General features: G+C 70.1%; 16 protein-coding genes and 1 pseudogene. 9 read left to right on the forward strand and 8 right to left on the reverse strand.

Annotation, left to right across the window (positions count from 1 at the left end):
- Window positions 1-77 precede the first annotated feature (77 nt).
- Window positions 78-509 (forward strand): alternative ribosome rescue aminoacyl-tRNA hydrolase ArfB, encoded by a 432-nt coding sequence (arfB, locus tag PIQ37_RS09010; protein ID WP_017907723.1) that lies wholly within the window; start codon window positions 78-80, stop codon window positions 507-509.
- Window positions 510-560: 51 nt separating this feature from the next.
- The gene (locus tag PIQ37_RS09015; RefSeq protein WP_342073291.1) at window positions 561-1,115 is read left to right on the forward strand and encodes a lysophospholipid acyltransferase family protein; all 555 of its coding nucleotides are present in this window, start codon (window positions 561-563) and stop codon (window positions 1,113-1,115) included.
- 248 nt (window positions 1,116-1,363) lie between these two features.
- Here PIQ37_RS09015 and PIQ37_RS09020 read toward each other — a convergent pair whose 3' ends face one another.
- From PIQ37_RS09020 to PIQ37_RS09030, 3 genes are all read right to left on the reverse strand, one after another.
- Window positions 1,364-4,399 (reverse strand): TonB-dependent receptor, encoded by a 3,036-nt coding sequence (locus PIQ37_RS09020; protein ID WP_342073199.1) that lies wholly within the window; start codon window positions 4,397-4,399, stop codon window positions 1,364-1,366.
- 114 nt (window positions 4,400-4,513) lie between these two features.
- The gene (locus tag PIQ37_RS09025; RefSeq protein WP_342073200.1) at window positions 4,514-5,581 is read right to left on the reverse strand and encodes a FecR family protein; all 1,068 of its coding nucleotides are present in this window, start codon (window positions 5,579-5,581) and stop codon (window positions 4,514-4,516) included.
- A complete protein-coding gene (locus PIQ37_RS09030) occupies window positions 5,562-6,134 on the reverse strand; it encodes an RNA polymerase sigma factor (RefSeq protein WP_342073201.1) in 573 nt (190 codons plus the stop codon). The genes PIQ37_RS09025 and PIQ37_RS09030 overlap by 20 nt, the downstream gene beginning before the upstream one ends.
- 351 nt (window positions 6,135-6,485) lie before the next feature.
- On the opposite strand from PIQ37_RS09030, the pseudogene PIQ37_RS09035 reads away from it, so the two are divergent.
- The 6 genes and pseudogenes from PIQ37_RS09035 to lepB form a co-directional block, all read left to right on the forward strand.
- Window positions 6,486-7,058, forward strand: a pseudogene (locus PIQ37_RS09035) (cyanophycinase); the annotation flags it as partial.
- 177 nt (window positions 7,059-7,235) lie between these two features.
- A complete protein-coding gene (locus PIQ37_RS09040; RefSeq protein ID WP_342073292.1) occupies window positions 7,236-8,237 on the forward strand; it encodes an isoaspartyl peptidase/L-asparaginase family protein in 1,002 nt (333 codons plus the stop codon).
- A 215-nt stretch (window positions 8,238-8,452) separates the two neighbouring features.
- The gene (gene dcp / locus PIQ37_RS09045) at window positions 8,453-10,612 is read left to right on the forward strand and encodes a peptidyl-dipeptidase Dcp (protein WP_342073202.1); all 2,160 of its coding nucleotides are present in this window, start codon (window positions 8,453-8,455) and stop codon (window positions 10,610-10,612) included.
- Window positions 10,613-10,714: 102 nt separating this feature from the next.
- On the forward strand, window positions 10,715-11,224 hold the full coding sequence (locus PIQ37_RS09050) for a hypothetical protein (protein WP_342073203.1): 510 nt from the start codon (window positions 10,715-10,717) through the stop codon (window positions 11,222-11,224).
- Between the two features lie 152 nt (window positions 11,225-11,376).
- Window positions 11,377-11,769, forward strand: a complete 393-nt coding sequence (locus PIQ37_RS09055; RefSeq protein ID WP_342073204.1) for a hypothetical protein — start codon at window positions 11,377-11,379, stop codon at window positions 11,767-11,769.
- Window positions 11,770-11,904: 135 nt separating this feature from the next.
- The gene (gene lepB / locus PIQ37_RS09060; RefSeq protein WP_342073205.1) at window positions 11,905-12,534 is read left to right on the forward strand and encodes a signal peptidase I; all 630 of its coding nucleotides are present in this window, start codon (window positions 11,905-11,907) and stop codon (window positions 12,532-12,534) included.
- A gap of 123 nt (window positions 12,535-12,657) precedes the next feature.
- Here the strand turns inward: lepB and PIQ37_RS09065 are convergent, their stop codons facing one another.
- Window positions 12,658-13,587, reverse strand: a complete 930-nt coding sequence (locus tag PIQ37_RS09065; RefSeq protein ID WP_342073206.1) for an oxidoreductase — start codon at window positions 13,585-13,587, stop codon at window positions 12,658-12,660.
- Window positions 13,584-14,618, reverse strand: coding sequence for an MBL fold metallo-hydrolase (locus PIQ37_RS09070; protein WP_342073293.1), 1,035 nt, complete (start codon window positions 14,616-14,618; stop codon window positions 13,584-13,586). The genes PIQ37_RS09065 and PIQ37_RS09070 overlap by 4 nt, the downstream gene beginning before the upstream one ends.
- Window positions 14,619-14,731: 113 nt before the next feature.
- On the opposite strand from PIQ37_RS09070, the gene PIQ37_RS09075 reads away from it, so the two are divergent.
- Window positions 14,732-15,364, forward strand: coding sequence for a TetR/AcrR family transcriptional regulator (locus PIQ37_RS09075; protein WP_342073207.1), 633 nt, complete (start codon window positions 14,732-14,734; stop codon window positions 15,362-15,364).
- Between the two features lie 28 nt (window positions 15,365-15,392).
- On the opposite strand, the gene PIQ37_RS09080 is transcribed toward PIQ37_RS09075, so the two are convergent.
- The 3 genes from PIQ37_RS09080 to PIQ37_RS09090 form a co-directional block, all read right to left on the reverse strand.
- A complete protein-coding gene (locus PIQ37_RS09080) occupies window positions 15,393-15,743 on the reverse strand; it encodes a VOC family protein (RefSeq protein ID WP_342073208.1) in 351 nt (116 codons plus the stop codon).
- 303 nt (window positions 15,744-16,046) lie between these two features.
- Entirely contained in the window at window positions 16,047-16,349 is a 303-nt protein-coding gene (locus tag PIQ37_RS09085; protein WP_342073209.1) for a TfoX/Sxy family protein, read from the reverse strand.
- 308 nt (window positions 16,350-16,657) lie between these two features.
- Window positions 16,658-17,380, reverse strand: coding sequence for a helix-turn-helix domain-containing protein (locus tag PIQ37_RS09090; RefSeq protein WP_342073210.1), 723 nt, complete (start codon window positions 17,378-17,380; stop codon window positions 16,658-16,660).
- Window positions 17,381-17,420: the final 40 nt, after the last annotated feature.

Consider the following 17,420-nt stretch of genomic DNA (forward strand, 5'->3'; position numbering starts at 1 on the left):
GCGGCCGCTCCCTGGCCCGTTCAGGCGGCGCCGACGCGGAAACCGGGCGGTCCGGCGAATACCCTACAATCCGCGCCATGGGTAACGGGGCCATCCACATCTCGAGCAGCCTGACGATTCCGGAGGACGAGATCGTCGAGCGCTTCGTGCGCGCCAGCGGCGCCGGCGGGCAGAACGTCAACAAGGTCGCCACCGCGGTCGAGTTGCGTTTCGACCTGGCCGGCTCGCCGTCGCTGCCGGAGCCGCTGCGTGCGCGCCTGCTGGCGCGGCGCGACCGCCGCATCACCGCCGACGGGGTGCTGGTGATCGATGCGCAGCGCTTCCGTACCCAGGACCGCAACCGCGACGATGCGCGCCAGCGCCTGGCCGAGTTCATCGCTGCCGGGCTGTCGGTGCCGAAGCGGCGCATCGCCACCAAACCCTCGCACGGCGCCAAGTTGCGACGCCTGGACGCCAAGCGCGAGCGCAGCCAGATCAAACGCGGCCGCTCGCCCGGCCGCTGGGAGTGACTTTTGACCGAACGCGATTACCGCCTGCCCGCAGCGCCCCCGGACATCCCGATGGTCAAGCCCAGCCGCTTCATGCGCTGGCTCGGCCGCACCGCCTTGCGGCTGACCGGCTGGCGGGTCGTGGGCGAGTTTCCCAACGTGCCCAAGCTGGTGATGATCGTGGCCCCGCATTCGTCCAACTGGGACGGGTTCCTGGGCTTCGCGGTCAAGTTCGCGGTCGGCTTCGAGGTGCGTGTGCTGGGCAAGACCCAGTTGTTCTGGTGGCCGCTGGGACCGGTGCTGCGCAGGCTCGGCGGCATCCCGCTGGACCGCAACTCGCCGCGCGGCGTGGTCGAACAGGCGGTGGCGCTGATCCGCGGTGCCGAACGCATGTGGTACGTGATTACCCCAGAGGGCACGCGCAAGCGCGTGGAGAAGTGGAAGACCGGCTTCTGGAAGATCGCCCACGGCGCGCAGGTGCCGATTTTCCCGGTGTACTTCGACTACCCCAGCCGCACCGTCGGCCTCGGCGAGGTGGTGTGGACCAGCGAGGACATGCAGGCGGACATCGCCGCGATCCGCGAATGGTACCGGCCGTGGCGCGGCAAGCATCGCGATACGTTGTGAGCGACAGCGGCGGCTGACGGCGCCGCCCATCCGCCGTTTTGCCCGACGGCACAAACCGATGCCGTAGGAGCGGCTTCAGCCGCGACCGGACCATCGGGAAAGCGTCGGTCGCGGCTGAAGCCGCTCCTACGGTGCATGGGTCGGATGTTGTTGTGGGAGGGACTTCAGTCCCGACGACGGACGGCATCAGCCGACCTTTCGCTCGTCGCGGCTGACGCCGCTCCCACATGCCGGTCTTGACCCCCGCGCTACAGCGCGCTGCCGCCGAACTTCTGCGTGTACTGCAGGTACACGCTGCGGCCCACGGTGTCGAACCAGGACACGTCGTAGTACGGGTACGACGTATAGGTGCGGTCGTGCGGCGGCATCTTGTCGAACAGATTGGTCACCGTCAGCGACAGCTGCGCGTGGTCGGTGAAGCGGTACTGCAGCGAGGCGTTGTAGCGGTAGGTGGCGCCGATCCAGGGGCTGTCGCCGCTCTCCGGGTCGTAGACCTGGTCGTAGGAATCGGAGGTCGGCAGGCGGCCCAGGCGTTCGCCGTGCAGCGTCGCGGTCCAGGCGTTGCGCTCCCAGGACACACTGGCGCTGGCCTTGGTGCGCGGGATGTCGTAGCCGCTGTTGACCGCGAACTCGTCCACCATCGCTTCGCCGGCGTACACCTGGATGTCGTGGCGGCGTACCCAGGTGTAGTTGCCGCTCAGGCGGAAGGTGCCGATGCCGGTGTCGAGGCGGTACTGCGCGCTGAGGTCGATGCCGTTGGTGCGTTCGCGGGCGATGTTGATCGGGTTGACGTAGACCCCGTACAGGCGACCGTCGGCGCTGCGGGTGACCCGCGCCAACGCCTGCTGGCAGGTGGTGGAGGTGGCCTGCAGCACGCCGAGGCGGCAGTCGGCCTCGTCGCGCAGCACCTGGTCCACGCGCAGGTCCTGCACCTGGTCGCGCATGTCGATGTTGAAGTAGTCCACCGACAGGTCCAGGTCGGCCATCGGCGACCACACCAGGCCGGCGGTCCACGAGGTGCTGTTCTCCGGGTTCAGCGCGCGGTTGCCGCTGCGGCCGCGGATCACCGCCTCCTCGTTGTAGCTGCAGTCCTGGATCGCCACGCCCGGTTCCTCGCTGGCGCAGCGGTAGTAGTCCACGCCGGTGGTCTCGTCGTTGCCGGGGCCGGCGTACACGTAGTGCAGGTCCGGGGCGCGGAACGCGGTGCCGTAGGAGGCGCGCACCAGCAGCGTGTCCACCGGCCGCCACTCCAGCCCGCCGCTGTAGGTGAACTTGCCCAGCGAGCGCCCGGCGAAGCGGTACTGGTCGTAGCGTCCGGCCAGGCTCAGCGACACCGTCGACAGCACCGGCAGGCGCAGCTCGCTGGCCAGCGCCCAGCGGTTGCGGCTGCCGTGGCCGTCGGAGTCCTTCCAGCTGTAGTAGTAGTACTGCGTGGCCAGCGGGTCCGGGCGCAGGTTGTAGGCCTGGTTGCCGAATTCGGCGGTCGCGGCCATGCCGGCATCGCCGCCGGGCAGCGAGAACAGTGCGGTGTTGGTGGCGGTGAAGGCGAGGGTGTCGGTGCGCGAGCGCGGCTGGTACACCGTGCGCTGGGCGATGCTGTCGTACTCGGCGCGGCTCAGCGGCGTGTACAGGCGCTGCGGGTCGGCGTTGAAGATCGGCAGCCCCGAGTCCTCGTCCACGCCCAGCTGCGGACCGAGGAACAGCGCGTTGGCGCGCGCGGCGACGATCTGCGGCCAGCTGATCGTGGCCTGGTACTGCGAGTGGCTGAGGCTGGTCTCGTAGTCCCAGTCCGCGCCGAGGTGGCCCTTGAAACCGGTGGTGACGCTGAAGGTCTTCTGCCGGGTGCGGATGGTGCCGGCGTTGAGGCCGCCCATTTCTTCCGGACTGAACTGGCGTCCCCAGGCTTCCACCTGGTCGGTGGCCTGGTTGTAGAAATAGCCCTGCTCGTTGCCGTCCGGGGCCATGTAGCCCCACTGGGTCACGTCGCGGAACAGCGACAGCTCGTGGTAGCCCATCTGCACGTCGGCGAACCATTCGCTGCCGTTGTCGAAGGCGTAGCGCAGCGAGGCGTAGCCGTTGAGGCCGCGGCGCTTGTTGGTGATGGTGCCGTAGCCGATCGAGGCGCTGCTGCCGCAGAACGCGCCGTAGCCGGGGCGGGTGGCGTAGCCGGTGCTGCCGCCGTTGAGTCCGGACACCGCCGCGCAGGTGTCCGCGCCCGGGTCCAGGTAGTCGTCGTTGCCGTCGGTGCGCAGGAAGGTGCGGCGCGGTACCTGCGAGCGCGCGGTGGGGCCGTCCAGGGTGCTGTCCTGGCGGCTGCGCTCGTAGGCCCACAGCGGCGTCTGCGAGACCAGTTCGGCGCCGAACACCGCGTCGAAGTTGCCGCGCGACCAGCCGCTGCTGAGGCTGAGGTTGAAGCTCTCGCCGCCGCCGCGGGTGGTGTCGCCGAAACGGTAGTCCAGCGTGGTGCCGTCGGCGTGCTTCTTGAGGATGAAGTTGACCACGCCGGAGATCGCGTCCGAGCCGTAGATCGCCGAGGCGCTGCCGGTCAGGATCTCGATGCGGTCGATCATGCCCAGCGGGATGTTGGAGATATCGGTGAAGTTGCTGCGGCCCTTGAACGGCATCGGGAAATCGGCGATGCGGCGGCCGTTGACCAGCACCAGGGTGTGGTTGGGGCCGAGGCCGCGCAGATCCACCTGCTGCGCGCCGGGCGAGAAGTCCGCGCCGCTGGCCGACTGCGGGCTCTGCGTCTCGCCGCCGTTCTGGGTCATCGCGCGCAGCACGTCCGGCACCGAGGTGAAGCCGTTGGCCTTGATCTGCTCGGCGCTGATCACGCTGATCGGTGCGGGGCCTTCCACCTGCGTGCGTGGGATGCGCGAGCCGGTCACGCGCAGGGTGTCCAGTTGCGCCACCGGCGCCTCGGCCGCCGCGGCCGGCGCCGGCGCGGCGGCACGGACCGGCTGCGCGCGGGCCGGGGCCGGCTCCTGGCGCCGCACCAGCCAGGCGCCGGAGGGGTCGCGCTGGGCGACGAAGCCGCTGCCGCGCAGCACCTGCTGCAGCGCCTGTGCGGTGTCCAGTTGGCCGTGCGCGCCGCCGCTGCGGGCTTGGCCCAGTTGGTCGGCGCGGTAGATCAGTTGCGCGCCGGATTGCCGCGCCAGGGTGTCCAGCGCCGCGCGCAGCGGGCCGGCGGGGACGTCCACCGTGCCGGTGGCGGCAACGGCAGCGGGTTGCGCCTGCGCCGCACAGGCGCTCGCACAGGCCATGCTCAGCAGCAGGGCACGCATCGGATACCGCATCGAGTTTTCTCCCCAAACGGGCGCGGAGCGCGCCTCAGTAGCTCCAGGACGAACGAGACCGACAAATCCCCCCGCCGCCGCGCCGGCCCGGCGCGGGACGGCCTACCGGCTGTGCAACAGCACCGTGTCGCCGTGGCGCTCGGCGCGGATCGGGAACCCCTGTTCGAGCAGGCGCACGAAGGCGTCGACGTTGGACCAGCGCACGTTGCCGCCGACCCGCAGCGCCGCGGCACCGGCATCGGCGACCTGCAGCTTGACCGTGTTGTAGCGGTTGAACTCGGCCACCGCCGCCTGCAGCGGGGTGTCGTCGAAACTCAGGTAGCCGCTGCGCCAGTCCAGCACGCGCTCGGCCTCGGCCAGCGCGACCCGGCGTACCAGCACCCCGTGCGGCCCGGCCTGGGCGATGCTGCCGGCGTGCAGCAGCAGCGGCGGCGCCTGCGGCGCGCTCGCCGATTCCAGCCGCACCGTGCCTTCGGTGACCACCACGCGCAGCGCATCGGCCTCGCGGCGCACCGCGAAGCGCGTGCCCACCGCCACCACCCGGCGTGCGCCGCTGTCGACCACGAACGGCCGGCCCGGGTCCTTGCTCACCGCGAAGAACGCCTCGCCGCGCTGCAGGTCGATGCGCCGCTGCGCGCGCGACAGCGCCACCGCGATGCGGCTGTCGCTGCTCAGCGTGGCCTGCGAGCCGTCGGCCAGGGCCACCGGGCGCAGCTGGCCGGTGAGGCTGGCGTAGGCGGTCGGCACCGGTTCGACGGCATGCCGCCAGACCAGGGACAGCACCGCGGCACCGAGCAGCGCGGCCGCCAGCGCGGCCGGCCAGCGCCGTCGCCGCGGCGCACGCGGACGCGGGGCGAAGCGCAGGCCGCGCAGGTCCGGCGCGGCGGTGGCGGCGCTGGCGGCCGTGGCGGCCGGCGGCAGCGTGCTGCGGCCGCCCAGGCCCTGCCAGCGGCCGCGTTCGGGCACCTGCCCATCGCGCTGGCCGGCGCCAAGTGCCTGCAGGCGCCCACTCTCCTGCCAGGCGGCCTGCAGGCGCAGGAACGCCACCCGGTGCGCGGTGGCCGCGGCCAGCCAGGCATCCAGGCGCGCCTGCCGTGCGTCGGACCAGTCGTCGCGGTCGCGCCGCGCCAGCCAGGCCGCCGCACGCGCCTCAATCCACCTGCTGTCCATCGCGTGCCCGCGCCTGCATCGGCTTCGCCGGCGCCGCCGCGCCCTCGTCGCCATGGAAATGATCGGCCAGCAGGCGCATGCCCCGGGCCACCTGCTTCTCCACGCTCTTCTCGCTGATTCCCAGGCGCACGGCCACCTCCTTCTGCGGCAGTTCCTCGACCCGCCGCAGCCAGACCACGCTGCGGCAGCGGCCCGGCAACCGGTCGAAGGCCGCCGCCAGCCGGCCCAGCACCTGCCGTCCGCCGCACCAGCGTTCCGGCGACAGCTCGTCTATCAGGACGTGCATCGACTCCAGATCCCCCACCGCCTCGATCGACACCACCCGGTTGCGGCGCAGCCGGTCGGTCATCAGGTGCCGCGCGGTGGCGAACAGGAACGACTTGGGCAGGCTCGGCCGGGCCTTGCCGGCGGCCTCGTAGACGCGCACGTAGATCTCCTGGCGCAGGTCGTGCCACTCCTCGCGATGCGGCCAGCAGCGCCGCAGGTAGCCGCTGAGCGCCTGCTCGTGGACGAGGATTTCTTGGACGAACCAATCGTCGAGGGAAGCGGACATGGATCCCACATTAGCCGATCACCGGTGCGTGCGGGCAAGTGCCGCGCGCGCCGACGTGGGAGGGTGAGGCGGCGGGGGGAAACCGTGCCGCCGTTCGTCCCCTCTCAGCAACGAGCCGCACGCTCGCCCGCCCGCCCCGTTCCCGAGGAGATCCGCATGACCCGTTCCGTCGGCATGTTCCGGCCCTGGATGTCGCTGCTGCTGGGCCTGTGCCTGGCCACGCCCGCCGTCGCGCGCGATTACCGCCAGTACCTGGTCGGCGATCCGGCCGCGCCCACACCCGGCCCGGTGTCGCCTGGCCTGCTGCTGATGGGCGGCGGCGACCGCAACTACGACGCGCTGCGCTGGTTCATGGCCAAGGCCGGGCATGGCCACGTGGTGGTGCTGCGCGCCTCGCAGGCCAACGAGGTGGGCGAGGAGTTCTACCGCAAGGTCGGGGGCGTGGCCTCGGTCGAGACGTTCGTGTTCAGCGGCCGCGGCGCCTCCAGCGATCCGGCGCTGCTGCGCGCGCTGGCCCGCGCCGACGGCATCTTCATCGCCGGCGGCGACCAGTCGCGCTACGTGCGCTACTGGAAGAACACGCCGGTGGCCGACGCGCTGGACGCGCACGTGCGCGCCGGCAAGCCGCTGGGCGGCACCAGCGCCGGCCTGGCGATGCTGGGCGAGTACCTGTACGGCTCGATGGACGGCGGCAGCATCACCAGCCCGGCGGCGCTGGCCGATCCGCTGGGGCCGGCGGTCACCATCGAGACCGACTTCCTGCACCTGGACCTGCTCAAGCGGGTCATCACCGACACCCACTTCCGCGAGCGCGACCGCCTCGGCCGCCTGTTCGCGTTCCGCGCCAAGGCCGCCACGCTGGCGCCGCAAGGCGAACCGCTGATCGGCCTGGGCGTGGACGAGAGCGCCGCGCTGGCGGTGGAGGGCGACGGCACCGCGCGCGTCTATGCCACCGATCCGCAGGCCGTGGCCACCGTGGTCGCCGGGCCGCTGCAACCCTCCACCCCGGCCGGACAGCCGCTGCAGGCCGCTCGCATCGAGACCGTCGGGGTCGGCCCCGGTTCCACTCTGCACCTGCCCGACGGCCGCGTCGAGGCGCCGGTGTTCCACCGCTACTACGCGGTGCAGGACGGGCGCACGCGCGAGATTCCCGCCACTACCCTGGTGATCCATGGCGGCGCCGGTGTCGAGCGCGCCAGCAGCAGCCCCGCCGACCTGGCCGAGGCGCGCGCGGCCATGGAGAAGGCGCTGCGCACCGGGCAGGCGCTGCTGGCGCAGGGCAAGCCGGCGGTGGATGCGGTCGCCGCGGCGATCGCCGTGCTGGAGGACTCGCCGCAGTTCAACGCCGGCAAGGGCGCAGTGTTCACCCACGACGGCCGCAACGAACTGGACGCGGCGATCATGGACGGGCGCACCGGCAAGGCCGGCGCGGTGGCCGGCGTGCACCGGGTCAAGAATCCGATCGAACTGGCGCGTGCGGTGATGGACCAGTCCGAGCACGTGATGCTGGTCGGCGATGGCGCCGAGGTCTTCGCGAAGCAGCACGGGATCGCGCTGGTCGCGCCGTCCTACTTCCGCACCGAGAAGCGCTGGCAGCAACTGCAGCAGGCGCTGAAGGAAGAAGCCAACAAGCAGGCGCACGCCGACCTGGAGACCGCCAAGCACTTCGGCACGGTCGGTGCGCTGGCGCTGGACCTGCAGGGCAACCTGGCCGCCGGCACCTCCACCGGCGGCATGACCAACAAGCGCTATGGCCGCGTCGGCGATTCGCCGATCATCGGCGCCGGCACCTTCGCCGACAGCCGCTGCGCGGTGTCCGGCACCGGCTGGGGCGAGTTCTACATCCGCGCGGTGGCCGCCTACGACATCTGCGCGCGGGTGAAGTACGCCGGGCAGAGCCTGGCCCAGGCCGCCGACGCGGTGATCGACCAGCAGATCCCCAAGGCCGGCGGCGACGGCGGTGCGATCGCGCTGGGCGCCGACGGCAGCGTGGCCTTCCCGTTCAACACCGAGGGCATGTACCGCGGCTGGATCGGCGCCGACGGCGTGCCGCACGTGGCCATCTTCAAGGACGAGGCGTTGCCGCTGCCCGGCGGGCAGTGAGCCCGGCGCGCCGGCGCTCCCTGCGGGGCGCCGGCCGTGCAACGCGTCGGCGGCTGGCGCCGTGATCGGGACGCCGGCGCCATGCCTGCGCCCGGCCATCTGTACGCCGGCTGGCTGCCGCGCCGGGCCGAGCCAATGGCACATGCCGCTGCCATGCAAACCCGGTAACGTGGGCGGCTGTCTTGGCCCCAAGGTCCTCCCAGGAGTTCCACCTCATGTCGCGTAACGTCGTTCTGGCCGCCGCCATCAGCCTGGCGCTGGCTGCCTGTTCCGGTAAGGAGTCCACCCCCGTGCCCGCCGCTCCCGCTGCTCCGGCCGCCGCGCAGCCCGCCGCCGCCGCCAACCCGCTGCTGACCCCCAGCACGCTGCCGTTCCAGGCGCCGCCGTTCGACAAGATCAAGGACAGCGACTACCTGCCGGCCTTCGAAGAGGGCATGAAGCAGCACCTGGCCGAGATCCGCAAGATCGCCGACAACCCGGAGCCGGCCACCTTCGCCAACACCCTGGAAGCGATGGAGCGCAGCGGCGAGACCCTGACCCGCGTGTCGCGCATCTTCTTCGGCCTGGTCCAGGCCGACACCAACGATGCCCGCCAGAAGATCCAGGAAGAGATCGCGCCCAAGCTGGCCGCGCACCAGGACGAGATCAGCCTGGACCCGAAGCTGTTCGCGCGCATCAAGAGCCTGTACGACCAGCGCGACACGCTGACCCTGGACCCGGAGCAGAAGCGCCTGGTCGAGTACGAATACCAGGAGTTCGTGCGTGCCGGCGCGCAGCTGTCCGACGCCGACAAGGCCACCCTGCGCAAGCTCAACGTCGAAGAGACCACCCTGGCCACGCAGTTCCACACCAAGCTGGTCGCGGCCACCGCCGCCGGTGCGGTGGTGGTGGACGACAAGGCCAAGCTCGACGGCCTGTCCGACGGCGACATCGCCTCGGCCGCGCAGGACGCCACCGCGCGCAAGCTCGACGGCAAGTACCTGCTGGCCCTGCAGAACACCACCCAGCAGCCGGTGCTGGCCTCGCTGAAGGACCGCGACCTGCGCCAGCAGGTGATGGCCGCTTCGCAGTCGCGCGCCGAGAAGGGCGATGCCAACGATACCCGCCAGACCGTGCAGCGCCTGGCGCAACTGCGCGCGCAGAAGGCCAAGCTGCTCGGCTTCGACAGCTATGCCGCCTACAGCCTCAGCGACCAGATGGCCAAGACCCCGGACGCGGCGCTGAAGCTGCTCACCGACACCGTGCCCGCCGCCACCGCCAAGGCGCGCAGCGAGGCTGCGGAAATGCAGAAGGTGATCGACGCCCAGAAGGGCGGCTTCAAGCTCACCGCCGCCGACTGGGACTTCTATGCCGAGCAGGTGCGCAAGGCCAAGTACGACCTGGACGAGTCGCAGATCAAGCCGTACTTCGAACTGGACAACGTGCTGCAGAACGGCGTCTTCTATGCCGCCAACCAGCTGTACGGCCTCACCTTCAAGGAACGCACCGACATCCCCACCTACCACGACGGGATGAAGGTCTATGAAGTGTTCGACAAGGACGGCAAGTCGCTGGCGCTGTTCTATACCGACTACTTCAAGCGCGACAGCAAGTCCGGCGGCGCCTGGATGGACGAGTTCGTCGGCCAGAACGGCCTGACCGGCACCAAGCCGGTGGTCTACAACGTCTGCAACTTCACCAAGCCCGCTCCCGGCCAGCCGGCGCTGCTGAGCTTCGACGACGTCACCACCATGTTCCACGAGTTCGGGCATGCGCTGCACGGCATGTTCTCCAACGTGAAGTACCCGACCCTGGCCGGCACCGCCACCTCGCGCGACTTCGTCGAGTTCCCCTCGCAGTTCAACGAGCACTGGGCGTCGGATCCGAAGGTGTTCGCGCACTACGCCAAGCACTACCAGACCGGCGAAGCGATGCCGGCCGACCTGGTGGAGAAGATCAAGAAGTCGCGCACCTTCAACCAGGGCTACGCCACCACCGAGTACCTGTCGGCGGCGCTGCTCGACCTGTCCTGGCACACCCTGCCGGCCGACGCGCCGCTGCAGGACGTGGACAAGTACGAGGCCGACTCGCTGAAGAAGTACAAGGTGGACCTGGCCGAAGTGCCGCCGCGCTACCGCACCACCTATTTCGACCACATCTGGGGCGGCGGCTACTCGGCCGGCTATTACGCCTACTTCTGGTCGGAAGTGCTCGACGACGACGCGTTCCAGTGGTTCAAGGAACACGGCGGCCTGACCCGCGCCAACGGCGACATCTTCCGCGCCAAGATCCTCTCGCGCGGCAACACCGTCGACCTGGCCACCCTGTACCGCGACTTCCGCGGCAAGGATCCCAGCGTCGAGCCGCTGCTGGAAAATCGCGGTTTGAAGAACTGATCGGCGCTGCGCCGACCGGGTGTGTCGAGAACGGGATGGCCTTGCGGCCATCCCGTTTTTGTTGGAGTGTCCGGATACTCCATCCGCCACAAGGAGATGGTCATGAAGGGAAGCTGGATTGTCGGTATGGCGCTGCTGGGCGCCTGCTTTACGGTGTCTGCCGCAGGGCGGTTGGACATCCGGCTGGAACACGCGCAAGCAGACAGCAAACGCGCGGGCGCAGCGGTCATCACGATTACCCTGGTCAATGTGGGCGATCAGCCGATCGCGGTGCCGGATGCCTATATCCCCGAGGTGAGCCGCGACGGGCGACTGCAAGCGAATCTGTTCCGAGTGCTGCAGGAAGACGGAGGCCTGGCGGACTACGTCGGCATTCACGTGAGTCAGCTCCCGGGTTCGATACCCGATGTGATCCTGCCCCCGGGCGAGTCGAAATCCGCGACTGTGGATCTGTCACTGAACTACCGGATCGTGCCTGGACGCCGCTACTTGGTGGCTGTGCAGCCGTTGTTGCGGTACAGCGAACTTCCGGCGACCACCACCGCGAATGTTTCCGGTCAGGTGGGTTCCCTCAAGGCCGCTAAGTCCAACCGCATCGAGGTCATGCCGTAGGCATCGGCCGACGGCGTAACCGCCGTTCTTTTGCTCGCACGCTGACGCGCGCTGCGGTCTGGGAAGGCACACTCGAACCGCCCAGGTGGCGTGCCTCGACAGATGCGGCATGATTGCGGCTGATCCATCAGCTTATGCATGGGAGTCGAAACATGATGGTGGGTCTGGCGCTTCTGATGAGCGTGACAGCGGGTTCGGCGCATTTCGGCGAATCGAGACTGGAGAGCTTTTCCAATGTCTGCTGGTCCGAGGATGGCGGAGATTTGCTGGGGACGACGCTATGGATCCTGCCTGCCGTCGATGGCACTCGGCTGTTGATCCAGCGCTACGAGGGCGGGCCTTTGACGCCGGCCTTGTTGTCGACGCGTGTCGAAGACGGAAAGCTCGTGGTGTACTCCGACCGGAGCGAACCGCTTTACGCGGTGCGTCGCGACGGTAAAGGAGTCCGGATCAGGTATCTCGATGGCGAGCAAGGGAGTGATGGCGGAAACGAGGAGCGTCTCCCTCCCGTTGTCACAGTGGGTGAGTTTCCAGACTGCAAATGAGTTGCCGTCTGCATGGTGTCGGCAGGCGTCTGTGCCGGGCGGCGCCATGCCTTTCGTCACTGGCCCCCCGAGCCGCTGAGCGCGCACTGTCGCGATGGCACGACCCGTGCCGTCCTCGCTCACCATAGGTGCCCCATGACCCTCGCCGATCCGCATGCCACCCGCCTGCAGCGCGCCGCGCGCTGGAGCCGCAAGGAACTGCTGCCGATGGTGGTGATGCTGTTGCTGCTCACCGCGGCGCGGTCGTCCTTCGCCAATCACTACGTGGTGCCGTCCGGCTCGATGCAGCCGACGCTGCAGCCCGGCGATCGTGTCGCCGTGGACATGAGCGCCTACGGGCTGCGCGTGCCGTTCACCGAGTACCGCGTGCTCGAACGCGGTCGGCCGCAGCGCGGCGACGTGGCGGTGTTCGATTCGCCGCACGATGGCACCCGCCTGATCAAGCGCGTGGTGGCGGTGGCGGGCGATCGCGTCGACGTGCGCGATGGCCATCTCTCGATCAATGGACAGCCACTGCAGGTGGACGCCGCAGGCGATCAGGAGCGGTTCGGCGCGCGCGTCGCGCGGCTCGACCTGGACGCGGGTGGCGGCCCGGACCTGCACGGCGTGCGGGTACCGCCCGGCAAGCTGCTGGTCATGGGCGACCATCGCGGCAACAGTTTCGACGGGCGCTACTTCGGTTTCGTCGATGCCGACAGCGTCTATGGCAAGGCGCTGGCGGTGTTCTATCGCCGTGGCGAGGGGTTGGAGTGGGCGCGGTTGTAAGGCACCTCTAGCAACGCGGGGACGTGCTCCGTAGGAGCAGCGTCAGCCGCGACGGGCATTCCCGGTAACGCCTCGCGGCTGAAGCCGTTCCTACGGATGCGACGTGCTGCTGGCGCGGTGCAATCAGAACGCCACGTCCGCCAGCGCGCACGCCACCTCCCACAGCCGCGCGGCCACCTGCGGATCGCGCGCCTGCCGGGCGATCCTGGCCAGAGCTGGATCGCCTTTCAGTTCGAACAGGCCGTCCGGCCCGTAGTACGCGCCACCCCGCACCTGGGGCGAGGTCGCGGCATAGAGCGTGGGGAGGGCGCCGGCCGCAGCGGAATGGCTGATCAACGGGGCCAGCCATTTGGTCGCCGTGCCCACCACGCTGCGGCGGCCGTCTGCGTCCGGGCCATTGGCGACCAGCGCGGTCTGCGCGATGCCGGGATGCGCGGCGACTGCACACAGGCCCCACCCGCGCGCGTCGCTGCGCCGCTGCAGTTCCAGCGAGAACATCAGCATCGCCAGCTTGGATTGCCCATAGGCCTTCCACGGCCGATAGGGACGTTCGCTCTGCAGGTCGTCGAAGTCGATGCGGCCCTGGCGGTGCGCCAGGCTCGACAGGTTCACCACGCGTGCGCCCGGCGCGGCGTGCAACAGCGGCAGCAGCCGCGCGGTCAGCGCGAAGTGGCCGATGTAGTTGCTGCCGAACTGCAGTTCCAGGCCGTCGGCGGTGGTCTGCCGCTGCGGCGGCGCCATCACGCCGGCGTTGTTGATCAGCAGATCCAGCCGCGGGGAGCGCGCCGCGATGCGCTCGGCGAAGGCGGCTACCGAGGACAACTGCGCCAGGTCCAGGGCTTCCACGCGCACGTCGGCCGCCGGATGCGCGGCCAGGATCGCCTGCCGCGCGGTCTCGCCCTTGCCCGGGTTGCGTGCGGCCAGCACCACGCCGGCGCCCGCGCCGGCCAGCGCCAGCGCGGTCTCGTAGCCCAATCCGCCGGGGCTGGCGCCGGTGACGATCGCGATCTTGTCGCGCTGCGGCGGCAGGTCGGCCAGTGTCCAGCGGCTCATGGCGCCACCTCCTGCGCCAGCGCGCGCCACCAACGCGCGCCGGTTGCTGGCTGCATGAGGTCGACGTGCTCGCCCATCCGCGGCGTGGCCAGCGCCACGCCGGCGGCATCGGCCAGCGCGGCGAGGCGTTCGAAGGGTTCGTGCCAGGCGTGCATGGCCAGGTCGAAGGTGCCGTTGTGGATCGGCAGCAGCGTGCGTCCGCGGATGTCCAGATGCGCCTGCAGGGTCTGCTCCGGCTGCATGTGCACGTGCGGCCAATCCACGTCGTAGGCGCCGTTCTCGATCAGGCTCACATCGAACGGGCCTAGCCGCTCGCCGATCGCCTTGAAGTCGTCGGAGTAGCCGCCGTCGCCGCTGAAGAACAGCTTCAGTTCGGGCGTCTGGATCGCCCACGAACACCACAGGCGGCGCCCGCGGTCGAACATGCCGCGCCCGGAGAAATGTTGTGCCGGGGTGGCGGTCAGCGTCACCCCGTCCACCGTGGTCGATTGCCACCAGTCCAGTTGCCGCACCTTGTCCGCGGCCACGCCCCAGCGCCGCAGCAGGTCGCCCACGCCCAGCGGCGTCACGAAGGTCCCGACGCGCTCGGCCAGGCGGCGGATGCTGGCGCGGTCCAGGTGGTCGTAGTGATCGTGCGACAGGATCACCCCGGCGATCGGCGGCAACGCGTCCAGCGCGATCGGCGGCGCGTGGAAGCGCCGCGGGCCGGCGAACGGAAACGGCGAGACGCGTTCGGAGAACACCGGGTCGGTCAGCCACAAGCGTTCGCGCAGCTTGAGCAGCACGGTGGAATGGCCCAGCCGGTACAGGCTGCGGTCGGGCGCGGCCAGCAGCTGTGCGGCGGTCAGCGGCAGCACCGGCAGCGGCTGCGCAGGCACCGCCTCGGGCGACTTGCGGGTCAGCAGATGCCACATGATCCGCAGGGTCCCGGCCAGACCGGGCAGGCCGCTGGTGCCCGGGGTGGCGTTGCGGAAGCGGCCGTGGCGGTACTGCGGCGAGGCCAGATGCGAGGACGGGACAGGGGACAGCAGGGAAGCGGATGCGGACATGGCAGCAATCCTTGGAGGGCATCTTGCGGAGAACTTACACTGCACAGTGTAGTTTCCTTTTCGCGAAAGTAAACCGGTCGGTGTAACATCCATTCATGCCTTTTCTATCCACGCCCGCTCCGACACGGCTGACCGATCGCAAGCGCCAGGCGATCCTGGAGGCGGCGATCGCCGAGTTCCGTGGCCATGGCTTCGAGGCCACCAGCATGGACCGCATCGCGGCCAGCGCCGGCGTGTCCAAGCGCACCGTCTACAACCATTTCCCCAGCAAGGACGCGCTGTTCGACGCGATCCTGGTGCAGCTCTGGCAGCGCAGCCTGGACACGGTCGGCGTGCCTTACGACCCGCAGCAGCCGCTGCGCGCACAGCTGCTGCAGTTGCTGCGGCAGAAGCTGCGGCTGTTCGACGATCCCGCCTTCGTCGACCTGTCGCGGATGGCGATGGTCGAGGGCATGCGTGCGCCCGAGCGTGCGCGTGATCTGGTCGCGCGCCTGGGCAGCAAGGAGGAGGGCACCCTGGTGTGGTTGCGCGCGGCGCTGGCCGACGGCCGGCTCAAGCCGCTGCAGCCCGAGTTCGCCGCGCAGCAGTTGCAGGCGCTGATCAAGGGCCTGGCGTTCTGGCCTCAGGTGAGCGTGGGCCAGCCACCGCTCAGCGCGGCACAGCAGGCCGAGGTCGCGGCGTCGGCGGCCGACATGTTCCTTGGGCACTACGCGCGCGATCCGGACTAGCCGCATCGCCGCGCGTGCGCAGCGGGCATCAGCCCTCGCACCACACCGCCAGTTCGTAGCCGTCGCCGTCGGCGAAGTGGAAGCGGCGCCCGCCGGGGAAGTCGAAAAGCGGGCGCACGATGCGGCCGCCGGCGGCTTCGATGCGGGCCTGGGTTGCTGCGAGGTCGTTGGAGTACAGCACCACCAGGGCGCCGCCGGGCTGCGGCGTGCCGTGGAAGAAGCCGCCGCTCAGGCGGCCGTCGCGGAACTCGCAGTAGTCCGGGCCGTAGTCCTGGAAGGTCCAGTCGAAGGCCTGGCCGTAGAAGGCCTTGGCCGCATCGATCGAGGCGACGGCAAATTCCAGATAGTCGATGCGGTGGTGTTGCTCGGCGCGGGACATGGGCGGCTCCTGTGGACGAGCCGGCAGTATCCATCGCCCGGGCGGCGCCGGCTTGGCGAAAACGGCCAGCGGGTTGGCCGTCGCGTTCGACGGTTCCGCAGCGGCGGTGTCTGCGCTTCGGTTGCACGCCAGGCCTGTCTTCGGCCGTGCGGTTCTTGCCGACTTCTCGAAGGGCGTGGCTTGGAATCCTTGCGTTGGGGGCGGTGGAACTCGATGCACGGCCCGTCGGCGATCCGATCGGTGCGAGGTCGAACTGGATCGACGCTGCGCTGGCGGAGCGCGCGGTCGACCTGTGCAGCCGCTTTACTTCGCCGGGAGCGTGCGGACGAAGGCGATGGCTTCGCGCAGCAGGCGTGCGGCGAGCGCGTCGTCGGCGAAGGTCTCCGGCGCGACCCGGACCCAACCGGCCATCGCCCGGCCGCGCGACAGCATCGGCACGATTTCGGGCAGGGCCAACGCCCACGCGTCGTTGCCCTTACCGAGTCGCACCAGCACGCCGTCGTCGCGCGCGCCGCACAGCAGATGGCCGTGCAGCAGCCAGGCCCAGCCACCGAACATCGGTTTCTCGGTCAGACCGCGCTGCGCACCGAGCGTGTCGCGCAGCATGTGCTCCAAGCCTGCATCTCTGGCCATATGTCACCCGGGTCTTTTCGCACCTGGCGACACGGTAGCAAACGGCGCCAGACGACAGCCTGTACTCGATGCAGCGCGGCGTCGGCGTGCAGACGAGGTGGCCGGATCACTCTTTTTTACCCAATCCAAGCGGATGCAGGTGCAGCGCCCTGTAGGGGCGGCTTCAGCCGCGACAGGCGTTATCGTGACCGCCTGTCGCGGCTGAAGCCGCTCCTACGACGCGAACGCCCGACAGCGCGCGTTTCGTCGCTCTCAGCGGCGCACTGCCGTCGCAGACCCTGTCAACGTGCATGCCGCTGCACCAGCGCGCGCGGGCTGAGCCCGGTCAGTTGCCGGCTGTCGCGCACCAGATGCGGCGCGTCGCCGTAGCCGGCCTCGAGGGCGGCCGCGGTCAGGTTGGGATGCTGACGGACCAGGCCCAGGAAGCGTTGCAGGCGCAGGATGCGCTCCAGGGTCTTGGCGCCATAGCCGAACGCGTCGTGGCTGCGTCGCCGCAGCGTGCGTTCGCTGATGCCCAGCGCGTTAGTTAGTGCTGCCAGTCGCGGTGGTGCGTCGCCGGCGAGCTGCGCGAACAGCCAGGCCATCGCGTGGTCGGCCTGCAGTGGGCGGCTGGCGCACAGCGCGTGCAAAGCCGCCAGCGGATCGGCGGCCTCTTCCAACTGCGCCTGCCAGTGACGGCCTTGCCCATCCCACAGCGCCTCCAGCGGCACACGCTGGTCTGCGATGGCGTGTAGCGGCACGCCGAGCAGGCTGGCGCCGGCACCGGCGGCCAGACGCACGCCGGTGAGCACGCTGCCTGACGCCAATGCGGCCTCGGTGGCGCGGCGGTCCGGCCCGGCCACGAACAGCGCGTGGCCGTCCCAGATCAGGTCGACGCAGCCATCCGGCAGCACCTGCGTCGCGGCGGTCTCGGCTTCGCCCTGGCGGAACCGCCAACTGCAGCGCAGGCGGTCGCGCAGCGCCGGTGGTGCGTCGGCTTCGGCGTAGCGGGAGGGCAGGGACACGGACGGTCGGTGTGCAGCGGGCGTGCCGCCACGGTAGCAG

The organism is Xanthomonas protegens (genome assembly GCF_038442435.1).
Taxonomy (GTDB): domain Bacteria; phylum Pseudomonadota; class Gammaproteobacteria; order Xanthomonadales; family Xanthomonadaceae; genus Xanthomonas_A; species Xanthomonas_A sontii.

Excerpts from the sequence above, each read along its gene's own strand:
- arfB (WP_017907723.1), top strand. The coding sequence starts at position 78 with ATGGGTAACGGGGCCATCCACATCTCGAGCAGCCTGACGATTCCGGAG.
- PIQ37_RS09015 (WP_342073291.1), top strand. The coding sequence starts at position 561 with ATGGTCAAGCCCAGCCGCTTCATGCGCTGGCTCGGCCGCACCGCCTTG.
- PIQ37_RS09020 (WP_342073199.1), bottom strand. The coding sequence starts at position 4,399 with ATGCGTGCCCTGCTGCTGAGCATGGCCTGTGCGAGCGCCTGTGCGGCG.
- PIQ37_RS09025 (WP_342073200.1), bottom strand. The coding sequence starts at position 5,581 with ATGGACAGCAGGTGGATTGAGGCGCGTGCGGCGGCCTGGCTGGCGCGG.
- PIQ37_RS09030 (WP_342073201.1), bottom strand. The coding sequence starts at position 6,134 with ATGTCCGCTTCCCTCGACGATTGGTTCGTCCAAGAAATCCTCGTCCAC.
- dcp (WP_342073202.1), top strand. The coding sequence starts at position 8,453 with ATGTCGCGTAACGTCGTTCTGGCCGCCGCCATCAGCCTGGCGCTGGCT.
- PIQ37_RS09050 (WP_342073203.1), top strand. The coding sequence starts at position 10,715 with ATGAAGGGAAGCTGGATTGTCGGTATGGCGCTGCTGGGCGCCTGCTTT.
- PIQ37_RS09055 (WP_342073204.1), top strand. The coding sequence starts at position 11,377 with ATGATGGTGGGTCTGGCGCTTCTGATGAGCGTGACAGCGGGTTCGGCG.
- lepB (WP_342073205.1), top strand. The coding sequence starts at position 11,905 with ATGACCCTCGCCGATCCGCATGCCACCCGCCTGCAGCGCGCCGCGCGC.
- PIQ37_RS09065 (WP_342073206.1), bottom strand. The coding sequence starts at position 13,587 with ATGAGCCGCTGGACACTGGCCGACCTGCCGCCGCAGCGCGACAAGATC.
- PIQ37_RS09075 (WP_342073207.1), top strand. The coding sequence starts at position 14,732 with ATGCCTTTTCTATCCACGCCCGCTCCGACACGGCTGACCGATCGCAAG.
- PIQ37_RS09080 (WP_342073208.1), bottom strand. The coding sequence starts at position 15,743 with ATGTCCCGCGCCGAGCAACACCACCGCATCGACTATCTGGAATTTGCC.
- PIQ37_RS09085 (WP_342073209.1), bottom strand. The coding sequence starts at position 16,349 with ATGCTGCGCGACACGCTCGGTGCGCAGCGCGGTCTGACCGAGAAACCG.